The 16,879-nt window shown below is 33.0% G+C and carries 15 protein-coding genes; all 15 read left to right on the top strand.

Annotated features, from left to right (window positions below):
• The first annotated feature begins 85 nt into the window (after nt 1–85).
• A complete protein-coding gene (gene pafA / locus AVL50_RS09540) occupies nt 86–1,732 on the top strand; it encodes an alkaline phosphatase PafA (protein WP_062616270.1) in 1,647 nt (548 codons plus the stop codon).
• Between the two features lie 161 nt (nt 1,733–1,893).
• Nucleotides 1,894–3,009 (top strand): sensor histidine kinase, encoded by a 1,116-nt coding sequence (locus AVL50_RS09535; RefSeq protein ID WP_062616269.1) that lies wholly within the window; start codon nt 1,894–1,896, stop codon nt 3,007–3,009.
• On the top strand, nt 3,006–3,683 hold the full coding sequence (locus tag AVL50_RS09530; RefSeq protein WP_062616268.1) for a LytTR family DNA-binding domain-containing protein: 678 nt from the start codon (nt 3,006–3,008) through the stop codon (nt 3,681–3,683). Before AVL50_RS09535 ends, AVL50_RS09530 begins: the two co-directional genes overlap by 4 nt.
• 305 nt (nt 3,684–3,988) lie before the next feature.
• Nucleotides 3,989–5,392, top strand: a complete 1,404-nt coding sequence (locus tag AVL50_RS09525) for a sialate O-acetylesterase (RefSeq protein WP_082795737.1) — start codon at nt 3,989–3,991, stop codon at nt 5,390–5,392.
• Nucleotides 5,393–5,588: 196 nt separating this feature from the next.
• A complete protein-coding gene (locus AVL50_RS09520) occupies nt 5,589–6,350 on the top strand; it encodes a GNAT family N-acetyltransferase (RefSeq protein WP_062616266.1) in 762 nt (253 codons plus the stop codon).
• 197 nt (nt 6,351–6,547) lie between these two features.
• Complete coding sequence (locus AVL50_RS09515) at nt 6,548–7,489, top strand: DNA-processing protein DprA (protein WP_062616265.1); 942 nt, start codon at nt 6,548–6,550, stop codon at nt 7,487–7,489.
• Between the two features lie 246 nt (nt 7,490–7,735).
• Nucleotides 7,736–8,806, top strand: coding sequence for an L-dopachrome tautomerase-related protein (locus AVL50_RS09510; protein ID WP_062616264.1), 1,071 nt, complete (start codon nt 7,736–7,738; stop codon nt 8,804–8,806).
• A gap of 263 nt (nt 8,807–9,069) precedes the next feature.
• A complete protein-coding gene (locus AVL50_RS09505; RefSeq protein ID WP_062616263.1) occupies nt 9,070–9,936 on the top strand; it encodes an HAEPLYID family protein in 867 nt (288 codons plus the stop codon).
• Between the two features lie 120 nt (nt 9,937–10,056).
• Nucleotides 10,057–10,578 carry a hypothetical protein gene (locus tag AVL50_RS09500; RefSeq protein ID WP_157491237.1) on the top strand — a complete coding sequence of 174 codons (522 nt, stop codon included), beginning with the start codon at nt 10,057–10,059 and terminating at the stop codon, nt 10,576–10,578.
• 284 nt (nt 10,579–10,862) lie between these two features.
• Nucleotides 10,863–11,927 (top strand): ribosome small subunit-dependent GTPase A, encoded by a 1,065-nt coding sequence (gene rsgA / locus AVL50_RS09495; protein WP_062616261.1) that lies wholly within the window; start codon nt 10,863–10,865, stop codon nt 11,925–11,927.
• Nucleotides 11,928–12,344: 417 nt separating this feature from the next.
• The gene (locus AVL50_RS09490; protein ID WP_062616260.1) at nt 12,345–12,926 is read left to right on the top strand and encodes a hypothetical protein; all 582 of its coding nucleotides are present in this window, start codon (nt 12,345–12,347) and stop codon (nt 12,924–12,926) included.
• Nucleotides 12,927–13,150: 224 nt separating this feature from the next.
• A complete protein-coding gene (locus tag AVL50_RS09485; protein ID WP_062616259.1) occupies nt 13,151–13,609 on the top strand; it encodes a hypothetical protein in 459 nt (152 codons plus the stop codon).
• A 205-nt stretch (nt 13,610–13,814) separates the two neighbouring features.
• Complete coding sequence (locus AVL50_RS09480; protein WP_062616258.1) at nt 13,815–14,375, top strand: isochorismatase family protein; 561 nt, start codon at nt 13,815–13,817, stop codon at nt 14,373–14,375.
• Between the two features lie 92 nt (nt 14,376–14,467).
• Nucleotides 14,468–15,706 carry a serine hydrolase gene (locus AVL50_RS09475; RefSeq protein ID WP_062616257.1) on the top strand — a complete coding sequence of 413 codons (1,239 nt, stop codon included), beginning with the start codon at nt 14,468–14,470 and terminating at the stop codon, nt 15,704–15,706.
• A 42-nt stretch (nt 15,707–15,748) separates the two neighbouring features.
• Nucleotides 15,749–16,822 (top strand): serine hydrolase, encoded by a 1,074-nt coding sequence (locus AVL50_RS09470; protein ID WP_062616256.1) that lies wholly within the window; start codon nt 15,749–15,751, stop codon nt 16,820–16,822.
• Nucleotides 16,823–16,879: the final 57 nt, after the last annotated feature.

Here is a 16,879-nt window from a genome sequence, read left to right as displayed (position 1 = left end):
CCCTCAAACTACTTATTATATATATTGTGTTCACCCAAGCTGCTTCCGAAGTGGCTTGGGTTTTTGTTTAAAAAGATACGAAAAGATGACAAAACAATTGAAAGTGATGTTAATACTGATGCTAATAGGTCAGTTTACTTACGCACAACTTCCTGATGAAAAACCAAAGTTAGTAGTAGGAATTGTGGTTGATCAGATGAGATATGATTACGTTTCAAGATATTGGTCAAAATATTCTGAGGGAGGCTTCAAACGATTAATGAAAGAAGGATTTTCTACCTCTAATGGCTATTTTAATTATGCTCCTACCAAAACAGGACCTGGACATGCCTCTATTTACACAGGTACTACTCCTGCTTATCATGGAATTGTTTCAAATGATTTTTACAGCAGAGATGAGCAAAAAGTAGTTTATTGTGCAGAAGATGAAAGTGTCAATACAGTAGGTGATAAAAATGAAAACAGTAAAATGTCTCCTCAAAGATTGATGAGCACAACTTGGACAGATGAGTTGAAATTAGCCTCTAATCAAAAGTCCAAAGTCATTTCAATCAGTATGAAGGACCGAGGAGCTATTTTTCCAGCCGGACACTTAGCAGACGGAGCTTACTGGATGGATGATGCATCTGGCAATTGGGTTTCTAGTTCTTTTTATGTTGATACACTTCCAGAATGGGTAGCGGAAGAAAATCAAGGAAAAAGAAAAGTAGATGAATATGCTTCAATGACTTGGGAAACTTTACTTCCAATAGAAGAATACACAGAAAGTATTGCGGATGAAAACAATTATGAAAAACTATTTCCATCTGAAGAAAAATCAACTTTTCCCCACGACTTAAAGAAAATTATAAAGAGTGCCAAAAAAGACAAATTCGGTTATGTGAAGAAATCACCTTTTGGAAATACACTTACAACGGAGTTAGCCCTCAAAGCTATTGAAAACGAGAATCTAGGACAAAATCATGATACGGATGCATTACTGATAAGCTACTCATCAACAGATAAAATAGGTCATATGTTTGCCCCTGCATCTATTGAAGTTCAAGATACCTATCTACGTTTAGATTTGGAACTTCAACAGCTTTTTGAAGTGTTAGATGCCAGAGTAGGGATGGAAAATGTAGTTGTTTTCTTAACTGCAGATCATGGTGGTGCTCACAATCCACAATATTTGAAAGACCTCAAATTACCTTCAGATTTCTTCGATGAAAAAGAGATTTTGGAGAATGTTGAAACGCAACTTTCAAAAGAATATGGAGAAGGGCAATGGATCACTTATGGAGGAGTTTCTGATTTGTATTTAAATAGAAATTTGATTAATTCTAAAAGCTTAAAGCTATCGGAAGTTCAAGCTAAAGTGGCTGATATCCTGATTACGTACCCTTGCTTTAGAGATGTGCTGACAGGAGAAGACCTTAGATTAAACGAATATCACAAAGGTTATACATCTTTGTATGACAACAGTTATAATGTCAGAAACTCACCAGATGTGATGGGTGTTTTTGCTGGTAATTATTTCAACCAGAAAAGTAAAAAAGGAACAGGCCATAGTACAGCGTTTACTTATGATACGCACGTTCCAATCCTGCTAATGGGCTGGAAAATTCCTCATAAAGTGTCCCATCAAAAAGTTTACATTACAGATATTGCACCTACTATTTGTGGTTTCCTTTCAATCAATACACCTTCGGCTTGTTATTTTGAGCCAATTCAAGGCATTTTAGAGAAGTAAGAACACTTTTCCCCATAGCAATCCACTATTATAGTGCAATGAATAGTGGGTTGCTTTTGTTTTCCTACATTTGATCCTGATATTTCAATCGTTCATCACCCAAAATTCTGCGTTCAAATAAAATAATTGTTGACTTATGGCACAGCAACTACCTTTGAAGTATGGAAAATAAAATAACTAAATACGGAAAACCGATCCTCATAGGCTCTACTATTACAGGACTTTTAGCAGTGATAATGATGATTGCGGGCATTATTATCACTCCAATTACAGAAACAGAAGAATTTACAGTAGCGATGATTTTTTGGTCTCTACTAGTGTCATTTATTACCTATCATTTTTCTTACTTGAAGAAGAAAATTCCTGTCTTGATGAAATTGGCAGGGGCTTTTATTTTCATGATCTTCATAAGCCTCTATGATGAGGCCGCACAGGTCAATGAAAATCCCGTAACCATTGTCTTAGTGGTTTTACTTTTCAATGGATTGGTGTATACCATTATGCCAAAATTCTTTATGAAATATTACAGGTATTTCTGGGGCTTTTTCCTTGGAATGTTCTTATTTGTCTACCTAGTTCAAGGAAATGATGATAATGCCGAACAATATGAAAAAGTAGTTGTAATGACAATACTCACCATACCTGTTCTTTTCGTTTTTTGGGTTTATGAACAATGGAAATGGCTACAAACTCTGAAAAACGAAAAAGCAAGAGCTGAATTGCAATTATTAAAAAGCCAGATCAATCCCCATTTTTTCTTCAATACGTTGAATAATCTTTACGGTTTGACAGTAGAAAAATCAGATAAGGCACCAGAAGTGGTCTTGAAGTTGGGTGATATGATGCGTTACACTATTTATGAAGGGAAGGAGGAAAAAGTAGCCATTCAAAATGAAATCACTTATTTAGAAAATTACATTGAGTTACATAAAATAAGATATCAAAAGAATGTTCAAATTCATTTTATCAATTCTGTGATATCTGACTTTAAAATTGCACCTTTACTGTACATTATTCTCTTAGAAAATGCCTTCAAACATGGTGTAGAAACGCTGGTGGAGAATGCCTATATTTTCGTGGAAATTGAAGAAGAAGGTACACAAGTTAGTTTCACTATTGAAAATAATTTTGATCAGGCTTTAATTGATCATAGAGTCGGTATAGGGATTGATAATCTAAAAAAGCGATTAGAATTGATTTACCCTAACCGTCATCATTATGAAATTATTGATACAATAGATACTTATAAAGCAATTTTGATAATCGACTTAGTATGAGATATTTGATTATAGATGACGAACCCATAGCACATAGAATCATTGAAGGGTATTGTGAAAAAGTACCTTATCTTGAGAAAATTGGAAACGCATATGATGCTTTTGAAGCCATGGATTTTTTTCATACCACCAATATTGATCTTCTATTTTTAGATATCAATATGCCCAAAATGACTGGTTTTGAAATGCTAAGATCTTTACCTTCTCCACCCAAAGTGATTGTAACTTCAGCCTATCAAGAGTTTGCTTTGGAAGGTTTTGAGCTCAATGTTGTGGATTATTTACTCAAGCCATTTAGCTTCAGCCGTTTTATGACGGCGCTTCATAAAATACAAATTCCAACTCCAATTGAAGCTCCAGAAAATGACCGTTTTTTTATTAAAGTAGACAAGCAACTAAAAGCAGTAAATAAGAAGGAATTACTCTTTCTAGAGGCTTATGGCAATTATGTGAAACTTCACTTTGAAAATGAGTGCTTGGTTTGTCATCAGAAACTTTCCTATTTCGAAGAGTTGCTTTCTGAAAAAGATAATTTCATCAGAGTGCATAAATCTTTTTTGATCAATAACTACAGCATTGATATTGTGGAAGGTAATAGAATTAAAATTAGAGGAAAAGAAGTACCCATCGGTCAAAAATATAGGCATTTAGTTTACGATAAGTTAAACATATAGTGACCATTGTTAAATAAGAGTAATTAAAATTTTGTTGATTTAACTGAATATTAGATAGTTATAAGTTAATTTCTTACACGTCATATTTGCTTTTTCATGTAAAACATTTTATAATTGCTGAAGTGTTTTCTAGTCTTGCTATCCTGTGTGATTGATAGACAACAAATTAACGACTTACACTAAACAATTAACTTAAACTTTTTGATGCAGTAACTATTACTACGAAGCTCTGCTATATATCACTTATAACTTCATACTTTTTGCTTCTAACAATAGACTACTGTTAATGTTACTCTTAAATTATAATGAAAAAACTATTAATTCTTATGGTATTATGGGTTTTTGTTAACCCAATCTATGCCTTATCTGTAAGTAACCTTTTTTCTAGCAACATGGTATTACAACAGAATACCACAGTAACCCTATGGGGCTGGGGAAAAACAGGAGAAAGTATCACAGTTCATCCTTCATGGGGACAATCCATTACCACTACTGTTGACCATAACAGTAACTGGAAGGTGAAAATTAGTACGCCCAAAGGAGGATATAAAAGCTATGTCATCTCTATCAAATCCGAAGAGAAGAACATTGATTTGACAAATGTTGTAGTAGGAGAAGTTTGGTTAGCTGTAGGGCAAACGAACATCACCTCAACTTTTGAAGATCATGCCAATTTACCCAAAGAAGTTTTTGAAAGATCATCTTACCCAAACATCAGATTAATGACCGTACATCCTAAAGAAAAAGGGTATGTACATGAAGATATCAGTGGTAATTGGGAATTATGCAGTCAAGCTGTTTTGGAAAAATGGAGCGAATTAAGTTACTATTTTTCATTAAATCTCAATGAAAAACTAAACGTGCCAATTGGGGTAGTTGTCCAAGATTGGGGAGACGAACCTATTGACAGCTGGCATGAGGAATCTTTTTTAGAACAGGAACTCTCTTCCATTGAACATTTGGATGATGATGTGGAAAAACAGCCTTTCAGTTTCCATCATTATGATATCTCGCATCATGCGTTAATGTATCAATACAGAGATTACAAGTTCGCAGGGATTCTTTGGTCTCATGGAAAAGATCAACCTAATAAAAAGGGAGATTATAAAAAACAAATGACAACTTTGATCCACCATATGCATGAGCAATTTGGCAAAATCCCATTTTATTATGTTCAGATTGCACCGTATAAATATAAAAAAATGACGCATGGAGCAGTGATCAGAGACCACCAAAGACAACTGCTTCATATCAATAAAACCGCAATGGTAGTGACAAGTGATATCGGTGATATTCATGATTTACATGCAAAAAATAAAGATGAAATCGGCATTCGTTTATCAAATATTGCTTTAAAGAAACACTATAAAGTTATTGATAACCAATTAGTAGAATCTCCCGAACTCGATAGAGTAGTCAAAGAAGGAAAGAAGCTTTTTGTTTATTATAAAAACAGTAAAGGCTTGCACTTTGAAGAAGGTGATCAGGGTGATTTTGAAGTTTCTGGAGAAGAGACCGACTTCCAAACTGTAAAGGCAAAAGTGCACAGAGGAGTTGTAATTTTGGAGCTAGGTAAAATCAAAAAACCAAAGTATGTGAGGTTCGGATGGAATAGTAGAGCAGTACCGTTATTGGTTAACGAGTCAGGTTTGCCAGCATCATGTTTTTCAAAACAGAAAATCTTAGATAAAAATCAGAAAGCATTGTAATGCTGTAGACATAAAATAATACATTGATTGAGGTAGAGGGAAGTAGCACTTTTCTCTGCCTTTTTTGTTTAGGGCAAAAATGAAATAAATTTGAAAATAGAAAGTCAAATTGCAAAATCATGGATTTACATATATTTTATTAACAACCTAATTTTATTTTAAAGTTTTACCTTTGTAATTCAAGAACAACGGAATAATGAAGGAACTTATAGATCAAAATTTTAAAGAACATGCGGCTGTGTTGGCTTCTACATGTAATATTATGCAGGTACTATCTGCTGATGGATTAAGTTATATTGATAGTGGTTTAAAGGCTGACACCTTTAATGTAATACATATTCATAATGGAGAAGAATTGAAAGAAGAAAGCCTCAAAACGGCCGTATCTTTTTTTGAAAACAGATTGAGAGAATCATGCATTTGGATCAGTGATTTTAACTTGACAGATAATGTAAAATCTATCTTTGAAAAATTAGGAGTCAAAGAAGCAGGAAGTAGCAAAGGTTTCTGGGCAAAGATTGATGATCTGAAATCAGATACAAATGAAAACATTAATACAGTCGCTGAAAAGCAAGATATCATAGATAATGCATTTGTAATTGCCAATAATTGGGAACCGTTTGATGTGAATGTATTACACTTCTATAATAATGTACACATGGAAGTTTTGAAAAAGACACATACTATCATGTTCAATTATTATCAAGGTGGGCAAGTAGTTGGAGTGATCGAGTTGTTTATTCCGCCATCTGATCCAAAAGTGGCAGGAATCTATAACCTTTCTGTGATGAAAGAAAATAGAATGCAAGGCATTGGTAAGGCACTCGTTTTACAAGCGATTGATTATGCCAAGAAAAATGGAATAGAAAAAATAGTAACTCAAGCTTCTGAAGATTCTGAAAATATTTTTAGAAAAGTTGGGTTTACAGAAGAAGGGAAAATTATCGAATACGCATAAATAATAAAAGCATCCTGAAAATCAGGATGCTTTTAGTCGAAAAGATTTCCGACTAGTTTTTTTTATATAGGTGACTAACCTATGATTCTTTACCCATGTGCAATATAGTATCTTTTTTTTATTACTTCATAGAAAAAATCTAAATTTTCGCCGTAATATTACATTATAATCAATGCTTCATTAATAATCTTGGAAAAATGATAGAATTTCTTATTTTGTCAATATTAAATATTCGTGGATTTGGTCCAAAGTTTCTTTTCAGAAATGCAAAAGCATTAAGCGATGCAGAAAAAAATACGTCCTCTGTGAGAGAGGCTATCACACTTATCCTAGAGGAAACGAAGAGAATTAATAAAACTACAATAGAAGATATAGAAAAAGGGATTGCTATCGCTTCTGAAATTTTAGACAATTGCAAGAAGTATTCAATTCAACCTATTTCATTTTTGAATGAGCATTATCCTCAGAATATTTTAAAGGTAAGTGAGCTTTGGCCAGTATTATATGTGGCAGGAAATCAAGAGATTTTAAATGAATACAGTGTTGGAATTATAGGTACAAAAAATCCTGATCAACATGGACAAATCATCAGTCAAAAGATTACAGAGTTTAGTGATGAAGATGAGATAACCTTGAATATTATGCATCAGAGAGGTGTTTCTTCTATTGTCAAAGACTCCAAAGACTCTTTTTATGTGGAGGTAGTCTCTTCAGGAATTGATCAGGTTTACCTCCCGGATAATGACATTTTCCATTCCAACTTGATTGCTGTTATTTCTCCTTTTCCACCTGAAATTATATATGACGAATATAAGTATATAGAAGCGTGTAAAGTGTTGGCTAGCTTGTCTAATAGAGTAGTACTTATCCAAGATACAACCTCAGATGATACACGTTTTGTATTAAGTTATTTTTCTCGCTCAGAAAGGGTTTTAGGCGTTGTTAAACCGATTGCGACCGCTATAAATTATCCTATCAATGCAGGAAATAAATTGTTGGTTGATGAAGGAAAAGAAGGTCTGATTTCTTACTGCAGAGCCAAAGATGTAAACGAAGAAAGTGTAATTTGCGATATTAAAATAATTACATCTAAAAACGACTATCCACAATTTTTCAAGGAGGAAGAATTACCTTTTTAGTAAAAGGAGAAATTATCCTACATTCGTTTGAAAAAATTTGGAGTGAATTAAAAGTTCACTTTGTTATATACCGCATTACATAATTAACAAAATTGTATTATATACATTTCTAAACACTTCCTAAAAAGTACATTTTGCACTATACAAATTTTAAGAATCATCTGAAGTTTTATAGCTTTGTTTATAAAATAAAACAAAATACTTAGTTACTTTTTAGTACCTGTTACTTCATCTCATATTAAATAAATGAATATCAAATATCTTATTCTAAATCTAATTTTTTGCCTCCAGTTTATAATCGGTTGTCAAAAATCAAATGAAATAAAAGAGCAAGACCCTCTAACATTAGTGGCTCAATCTGCTGAGCAATGGACAGGAATTGCCGTAAGTAAAAACAATAGAGTTTTTGTCAATTATCCTACATGGACCGATAGTATAACTTATTCGGTTGCTGAAATTGTAGATGGAAAACCACGCCCTTATCCTTCGGAAATGTGGAATACCAAAAGAGGAGATTTTTCTTTCTACGGAGTTCAGAGTGTGGTTTGTGATGCCAAAAACAGACTTTGGGTATTAGACACTTTCAATAAACAGTTTAAGGGAGTAGTAGAGAATGGACCCGTTTTGTATGCTTTTGATCTTAAAACAGATGAATTGATTAGATCGTATGACTTTCCAAAAGAGAACTATTTTACGAATTCGTACTACAACGATGTTAGAATTGACATCGAAAGAGAAGTGGCTTATATCACTGATTCTGGAATTGGTGGAATCATTGTATTAGACCTTGCAACTGGAACATCTAAACGTTTATTGACGGGGCATAATAGTGTTCAATCTGAACTGGATCATTTAATATGTGATGGCATCAAATGGGAAAATTCAGTGGCTTCAGATGGTATAGCATTGACTCCAGATTACAAAGAGTTGTATTTTATTGCACTTACTTCACACACTTTATATAAGGTGAATACATCCGTACTTTTGGATAGTAATGCAACAGAACAGAAGGTACAGGAAAGTGTTGAAAAAGTGGCAGAGGTTCCAGCAACAGATGGAATGTTGTTTGACCGAAAAGGAAACCTTTGGTTGGGGGGATTAGAAACCAACGGTATTAATATATATACAAAAGAGGGGAAATTAATTCGCCTTTTAGAAGATTCGCGAATCCGATGGGCAGATTCATTTGCCAAAAATTTGGAAAGGGAAATTTACTTCACTACATCTCAGATCCATTTACCAGAAGAAAAAAGAGGTAAATACGAGGTATATAAGGTTTCAATGTCCTTATTGGATGAAATGTTGAGTGAAAAGTAGTTGATGATAAAATACTAGATAAGCCAAATGTCGAAGATTTAATCTAAATTTTCGGCATTTTTTATATAACAAACCCTACATTATTTTCTATAATTATATTTGCGGGTGTGATTTGATGAACCTTATTATCAATTTAGTGCTAAAACAATAATTAGAATTAATATTAAATACTTTTGTCTTAGTACTTATATTAGTATTGTGCTTGAAAAATCAAATCACAACAGTATTTCTAAATCTAACATCTGTTTATTTACTTTATCCTCATGACAATCAAAAAAATTGCATTGGCAATATTTATTAGTTTATTGACTTCTCTGTGTGTTTTTGCACAACAGCATGAACTAAAGACGAAAAGAGAAATCGATAGCTTATTTATAGAAAATTATCAAGACAAAACTCTCCCAGCAAAAGTACTTCATGCTGAGCCTCTTTACATTGACTTAATCCGAGATCTAGGTGCACGTAAAGGTGAAAAAGAATGGAACGTGGGTGTGGAATTGGTTGATAATTTAGACTATGATAAATACGAGGCATTGGTAGAATATGAATGGGCACCGATCAACCGTTTGGGTTTTGAGGTAGAGTTACCTTTCACATTTTATGCTCCTCAAAAAGGAGTTTCTTCAGACTCAATTCCTGCTGATCGCCTGGAAAGTTTAAAGCTCGCAACACAGTGGAGTTTCTTTGTGAGTGAGAAGATGGCTATGACCATGGCATTAGGTTATATCAATGAAATTCTATTGTCTGATTTTAAACAGTTTGGTAATCCTTTAGTCAGAGGGAATTTATATAATCCATTTTTCGTCATTGCGAAAAGATGGGGGCAAAATTTTCACTCCTTAATTTATACTGGTCCTAAGATTGAACAAATTTTTAACCAATCAGGATTAGAAACTTCTTTTGAGTTTAACCCCAGTGTGCATTATATGATTCCAGGTACCACCAATTTTATTGGTGTAGAATTTAACCAAACTTTTGAGCATCAAGATTTTGATATGACCATTAGACCACAAATGAGAGTGGCATTGGCTGATAATTTATTAATTGGTATTGTAGCGGGTATTCCTGTAGCAAGAGAAAACGAAAGATTAAGTGCTTTCTGCCGTTTGATTTGGGAGCCAGGTCATTAAGAAAAAATAAAAAGTAAGGAATTTCTTATAGCTTGAAAAATTACAATTAAATATTAAATATTTGCTAATTTAATATTAAGCTGTTATTTTTAGGTTAGATTAAACCTAAACAAAGTTATAATGACTTCCTTACTTACCCGAATTAAACTCAATACTGTCATTTTATTACCGATGTTTATTCTAAACTCATGTGCTTACTTTGATATGGATGTTTCTCCCAGAAACCTCGTTGTTGAATATGCATCGGATGATCTCATTCCTATATTTCATAAACATGTAGAACGTTTTATTATAGAAGCAGACAAGAGAAATTATACCTTCAGGAATAAGAGAGTGAAAATACAATGGGACTCTGGTTTGGCTTCTTATATTCATGGTCAATCTAATGTAATGAGAGATATAAAAATCAATCCTTCAAGTACTAAAATTGGTATTGAACATATGGAATGTCAACTTATTGTACATGAAATGTTTCATTCCTTATGCCAGGATTTTAGGGGTGATGTCCATGATGACAAAGAGTTTATTGAAGGCACTGTTTATTTTACTTCTTTGATGGTGGCGAGTAGTACAAAGTATAACTTCCCAACTTTAGAACATCAAGAACTTTGGGATCAATATTTTGACAGATTATTTCAATAGATAAGGCTTCTGAGTGCTTATATAGAGCTTGTAGCTTTTCACTTTTTTCTTAATAAGTTTTTCGAAGTGTTATACCGTTTTGGAAAGGAACATATAATCTATCATATTTGTATTGTATGACAACAAATTTTACATATAACTCACCTATGGTGCACTTGATCTCCGCTTAGTCCGGCAGGTGCTTTCTTCTTACCATAAATATGTAAGGTACTCCAAAGTACCTGTCGGTTTTTTGTATCTGAAATTCAGATAAATTAAATCAAAAGTCATATAATTCTAATACATTGAAAACAATCACACTTGAACAATTAGGGTTCAATTCATATATATATTCAACTCACTCACAGTTAAATAGAGATGAGTGGGCACGTGTTATTTCAGAGCACAAAGAACGTTATGTAATCCAAAATGAAGAGGGGATCTTCGAAGCAGAAGTAATGGGACATCTACGTTTTACAGCTGAAGATCGATCTGATTTTCCCATGGTAGGGGATTGGGTACAAATGATGCCTTTTGATGAAGGAAAAGCATTAATACAGCAAGTTGTTTACAGAAATAACACCTTAAAAAGACAAGCGATCGGTAGAGATGGCGAGGCACAATACATCGCTTCTAATATTGATACAGCTTTTATTGTTTTTTCAGCTAATAGAGATTTTAATCTAAACCGGGTGGAACGTTTCACGGTATTGTGCTATGATGCTGGTATTACACCAATCCTTATTTTGAGTAAAGCAGATTTAGTCACAGCCGAAGAGCTTCAAGCTTATAAAATTCAGATCTTAGACCGTTTTCCAGCATTGGACCTTTTAATAACAAGAACTGAAGATGAGGAATGTATCGTACAATTGAAGTCAAAGATTGAGCATGACAAGACTTATTGCTTTTTAGGCTCTTCAGGAGTTGGTAAATCTACATTAGTGAATCTTCTTTTGGGTGAAGAGAAAATGCTGACATTGGAAATAGGTTCTGGTACCAATCGAGGAAAACATACCACAACACATCGTGAATTGATTGTGATGTCAGATGGAGGTGTTTTGATTGACAATCCTGGTATTCGTGAAGTAGGATTAACCTCTTCAGACAATGCACTTGAAGATGCTTTCCCGTTGATTATGGAATTATCAGAACACTGTAAGTTTTCTGACTGTACTCATCAACATGAGAAAGGATGTGCAGTAATTCAAGCAGTAAATGATGGAGATATTTCAGAAGAAGCTTATGAAAACTACCTCAAACTGCACAGGGAACAAGAACATTACGCGAGTTCTGAGGCAGAAAAAAGGAAGAAAGGAAAATCTTTTGCTAAAATGGTAAAAACCGTAAAACAACATAAACAGAGATTCTAATTTCTTTTCCAAGGCTCAAATACATTGTGAACTTAGTTTTTGACTTCTAAGCCTTGCCTGTTTTGCTTCGTTTTTATGTTAAGGCAAAAATAAAGAAGAAGGAAGCTTAAAAGTAGATCATAGACAACTTGTAAAAAAGTCGACTATTATTTAATTTACAATGTACCAATGCCCCATTAATTATTGAATTGATGGGGCTTTTATTTGGTAATACTTAATTTTTGAGGTTCTTTAATGTTAAACAATAAGACAAAATTAAATAACACTAATTCATATTATTTTTTCTGATTACTGCCTTTAAAAAACTTTAAATAGAACCACTATTTATACGTTTTTCAGCGTTGTACTCAGAAAAAATAATCAAGAATTAATTACCATTTATTTTTGGCTTATTACTTATTAATCAAATAAAGAACAATGAAAATACTATTAAGAGCGAAACATTGGCAAATCTTCTTGATGATGTATGGAATTCTAATCCTCTTGAAAATCCGCTTCCTTGTATATTTATTTCTTGAAGCAACTCTAGGTCTAGAGATTGATGCTTTCAGATTTTATGATTTAATAAAGTATATACCTTTTATTTTAATAGTATGTATTGTAGTTTTTTATGGATGGCTTGCATCTGTAGGTTTTAGATTTCAAAAATTAATATCAAATGGTGTTAATAGGAATGTAGGGTTATTTTCATTTTGCTTACTGCTCCCATTTCTATACTTTTTATTTAGTATTGTGACGATTTTTAATGAGATGTTTTTGTTAAGAGCAGTGAATTTTATAGACATTTGGAAAACCATTTCAGTCTTTTTATTTCCTATCTCCATTGCCAGTAGCCTGTATGCAATGTATTTTGTGGCCAAAACACTAACGACAATAGAATTACAAAGAGAGGTCCATCTTATTGATACTCTTTTGGAATTTTATAGAATATGTTTTTTCCCTTATGGAATTTGGGAAATTCAACCCAAAGTAAATGCCTTACTAAAAAAGGAAGAATAACGAAGCACTATGACAAAACACTCGTTTACTTTTGTCTTAGTACTTAAATATTGATACTTAAAAAAGGGGACATAAATTTTCTTGTAGATGGGGTATTTTCTATTGATTTACATCGTATTATGGATTGTTATGAAACTTGATTTAACACATTAATTGGATCTCTTTAATTTTGTGGGTCTTCAATTAAATCATTTTTTTTACGCGATTGTCAAAAGTAAATTATTATGAAATCCTTATTATTAACAATTATCCTATTTACTTCAGTGAGTACATTTGCTCAAGACACTTTTAAAATTTTTGAATCCAAAGTAGTCCGCGGTGATAAACTCTATCTTGATCATATCTACCTAAATGAGACTGAAAAGAAGTACGAACGTAATGAGCACGGAGGGTATTATGAAGGTTGCGATGACTTTTATGTGATCACTGAAAGAGGGGTGTACACTTATAATTTATTACTGAAAGTGTATGAGTTTCACTGTGATTATTCTGTCATCACTAAATGGACTAAAGGAGAAGGAAATGAGTATCACGAGGGTGATAGCATGACGTTTGAGAGTAGAAACAAGAAGAAGTATGATTCAAACTTGTCAGGATATGTGGAGGTTGAACACCATACTAAGCATGACATGAAAAAAAGGGTAGAGTTTAAGCATAAAGATAAAAGCTCATTGGAACTATAATTGTAAACCTTTAAGTACTAAGTCAAAAGTAAATCATAGTTAATTCTAATTTATTTTTTGTGAGTACAACGCCAAAAAACGTGTTAATAGTGGTTCTATTGAAAGTTTTTTGATGGAAGTAATCGCAAAACAATAAATATAGAATTAGATAATTTTGAATTTGTACTTATGCTTTAAATGTAAAAACTAAATACTCTAAATCTAAATGAAAACAAACAAAGCATTACTCATTATTGATATGCAGAAAGGTTCTTTTACTCCACAAACACCAAGATATGACCACAAAGGTGTAGTAGAAAGAATTAATACTTTATCCGCTAACTTTCGAACATTAAAATACCCTGTTTTTGTGATTCAGCATGATGGAACGGGCTCAGGTGAGTTTGAGAAAAATACCGAAGAATGGGAAAACTTAGATGAACTTGAGGTAAAGTCAGAAGATATTTTGATTGATAAGTATGTCAATGATGTATTTTATAAATCAAAGCTTCAGGAGGAATTGATTCGCCATAACGTGGGTGAGTTGTATGTGACAGGTTGTGCAACAGACTTTTGTGTAGAATCAACAATACAATCTGCTCTTACAAAAGAATATACAATCACGGTGGTGAAAGATGGTCATACTACAGGTGAAAGACCCAATTTGACAGCCCAGCAGGTAGTAGAGCATTACAATTGGGTATGGCAAGGTATGATTCCTACAGAAGGTAAAATAGTAGTAAAACCCTTGCATGAGATTTTAGAAGAAGTCACTGTACTTAAATAGGTTTGTGTTTTTTTGATATTACAATTTAATTTTCACAATTTGAAGAGCCAAACTTCCTTAAATATATATTAAAAACTAAGCTCTCTAAATAAATGAATAAAAAAATTGTACTATTACTCAGCGTTATACTTTTCACTTCATGTCATTTTGGAAGGTATGTTACACGGCTGAATGCAAACATTACAGATCACAAATTTTTCACTAATACAGCAATAGCCAAGGGAGAAAAGTCATTTCATTTTCAAGAAAAACCTACCGCTTTTACTGTAAATGTCAATGAAGATAGGATGTCCTTAGATGAAAGACTAAAGGAGACTGCAACGGTATCTTTTTTGGTCATTCATAAGGACACTATCTTGTTTGAAAACTATTATAAAGGGTATAAAGAAGGGGATATCTCCAATATTTTTTCAGCATCAAAATCAGTTACTTCTTTATTGGTGGGAATTGCCATTGATGAAGGAAAAATCAAAAGTGTAAAAGACCCTGTTGTCAATTATATCCCAGAATTGAAAGATGGAGACCCCAACTTCCAGAAACTAACCGTTGAAGATCTCTTAGAAATGAGATCGGGCTTAAGATTTAAAGAAGCCTATTTAAATCCTTTTGCCCATATTGCACGACTCTATTATGGCAAAAATCAATTGAAGCAATTTAAAAAGTTGAAGTTTGATTATGAACCTGGTGAAGTACATGATTACCAAAGTATTTCTACTGCAATTCTGGGTATGGTGGTTGAACGTGCTACTCATATGGAACTGGGGAAATATTTGGAACAAAAAGTATGGCAACCAATGGGTATGGAATATGACGCTTCATGGAGTGTGGATGATAATAAAAACCGTTCAGCAAAAGGATTTTGTTGTTTAAATACCAATGCAAGAGACCTAGCCAAAATTGGTCGGCTTTACTTGAATAATGGGACTTGGGAAGGTCAACAAATAGTGAGTAAGGAATGGGTCTTACGTTCCAAAACCGTCAATATGGACAATGATTGCTATCAATATCAGTGGTATACTCAATCAGGTAGAGATTATGAAGATAAAAATGGAAATGCTTACACAGATTCATTAAGTGCTGTAAATGGAGCGATTGAAAACAACTATAAGAATTATTATGTTGAAAGGAAACCGAAGAGTGTCAATGAATGGCGTGTCAATTACTGTACTGACAATTTTTATGCTGTCGGAATATTAGGACAAATATTATATGTCAATCCTGAAAACGAAATCATTATGGTGAGATTGGGTGAAAAATCAGACATAAGTTATGGTAGAATTTTTATGCAGATTATAGATCAGATTGAAAATCAAAAGAAAGGTTTGCTTTAGATTTTATAGGTACATTCAATTATCTTTTCAACAGTTTTAAAGATGAAATTATTCTTACTTTTTTCACTCATTTTATTACAGTTTTCAATCGTACAAGCCCAAAATAATGAATTTTATTTAAAGGTAGATTCGATTGTGAATACAAAAATGATTGAATACGGAATACCTGGAATTAGTATTGGAGTGGTCAAAAATGGAGAAATTATCTATACCAAAGGTTATGGCGTAAAAAATATTAGTACAACTGATAAAGTAACTGATCATTCGGTATTTCACACGGCTTCCATAAGTAAATTATTGACGGCCCAAGCAGTCATACAATTAGTAGGGGATGGTAAAATTTCATTAGAAGATCGATTGGTGGACCTTTTGCCTTCATTGAATTACTCTGACAAAAAAGTAGAAGAAATCAATGTGAAATCTTTATTAAATCACACTTCTGGGTTGCCCGATATCCATAACTATCATTGGGATAAAAATCATCAGGAGGACAATAGTTTGGATCAGTATTTTGAAGGTCTTAAACTCAAAACAAAGTTTACACCTTACACAGCATACAAGTATAGTAATTTAGGGTATGATATCTTGGGTCTTATTGTAGAGAAAAAATCAGGACAGTCATTTGAAGATTATATCGCTGAAAGTATATTAAAACCACTTGAAATGAATGAAAGTGATTTTCGATATTTTCAAATAAAAGAGGAGTTAAAAGTCAGTCCTCATACAAAAAAAGGAGATAAGGTGGTGGTTCGTAACACGTATCCTTACACTAGAGAACATGCTCCAAGTAGTACACTCAACGCATCATCTTATGATTTATCAAAGTGGATGATTTTCTTTTTAGAACAGTTAAAGAAAGACGAAAATTCAATATATAAGCAAATGCAAAACCCATCTACAGATCTCTATACTCATATTGGTCTGGGTTTTCAATTATTTGAATTGAATGGTCAAAAAGTGATTGGGCATTTTGGTGGAGATAAGGGGTTTAGAAGCTTATTATTAATGGTCCCAGAAAAGAATAGTGGTGCTGTTGTTTTGGGAAACTGCGATTATAATGAAGATTATAGACAAGAGCTATTAAAGCCCATTATTAAACTTATTGTTGGTGAGTAGCTTAGTTTTTTAGTAACCGGTTGTTATTAGTTTAAATCAGTAGAGTTTTTTAACTTG

The organism is Flammeovirga sp. SJP92, from assembly GCF_001583495.1.
Classification (GTDB): Bacteria; Bacteroidota; Bacteroidia; order Cytophagales; family Flammeovirgaceae; genus Flammeovirga.
The sequence above is the reverse complement of the archived record's forward strand: the minus strand, read 5'-3'. Positions and strand labels throughout refer to the sequence as shown.

Excerpts from the sequence above, each read along its gene's own strand:
- AVL50_RS09500 (WP_157491237.1), top strand. The coding sequence starts at position 10,057 with ATGACTTCCTTACTTACCCGAATTAAACTCAATACTGTCATTTTATTA.
- AVL50_RS09490 (WP_062616260.1), top strand. The coding sequence starts at position 12,345 with ATGAAAATACTATTAAGAGCGAAACATTGGCAAATCTTCTTGATGATG.
- AVL50_RS09520 (WP_062616266.1), top strand. The coding sequence starts at position 5,589 with ATGAAGGAACTTATAGATCAAAATTTTAAAGAACATGCGGCTGTGTTG.
- AVL50_RS09525 (WP_082795737.1), top strand. The coding sequence starts at position 3,989 with ATGAAAAAACTATTAATTCTTATGGTATTATGGGTTTTTGTTAACCCA.
- AVL50_RS09515 (WP_062616265.1), top strand. The coding sequence starts at position 6,548 with ATGATAGAATTTCTTATTTTGTCAATATTAAATATTCGTGGATTTGGT.
- AVL50_RS09510 (WP_062616264.1), top strand. The coding sequence starts at position 7,736 with ATGAATATCAAATATCTTATTCTAAATCTAATTTTTTGCCTCCAGTTT.
- AVL50_RS09530 (WP_062616268.1), top strand. The coding sequence starts at position 3,006 with ATGAGATATTTGATTATAGATGACGAACCCATAGCACATAGAATCATT.
- AVL50_RS09505 (WP_062616263.1), top strand. The coding sequence starts at position 9,070 with ATGACAATCAAAAAAATTGCATTGGCAATATTTATTAGTTTATTGACT.
- AVL50_RS09480 (WP_062616258.1), top strand. The coding sequence starts at position 13,815 with ATGAAAACAAACAAAGCATTACTCATTATTGATATGCAGAAAGGTTCT.
- AVL50_RS09535 (WP_062616269.1), top strand. The coding sequence starts at position 1,894 with ATGGAAAATAAAATAACTAAATACGGAAAACCGATCCTCATAGGCTCT.
- pafA (WP_062616270.1), top strand. The coding sequence starts at position 86 with ATGACAAAACAATTGAAAGTGATGTTAATACTGATGCTAATAGGTCAG.
- AVL50_RS09475 (WP_062616257.1), top strand. The coding sequence starts at position 14,468 with ATGAATAAAAAAATTGTACTATTACTCAGCGTTATACTTTTCACTTCA.
- AVL50_RS09485 (WP_062616259.1), top strand. The coding sequence starts at position 13,151 with ATGAAATCCTTATTATTAACAATTATCCTATTTACTTCAGTGAGTACA.
- AVL50_RS09470 (WP_062616256.1), top strand. The coding sequence starts at position 15,749 with ATGAAATTATTCTTACTTTTTTCACTCATTTTATTACAGTTTTCAATC.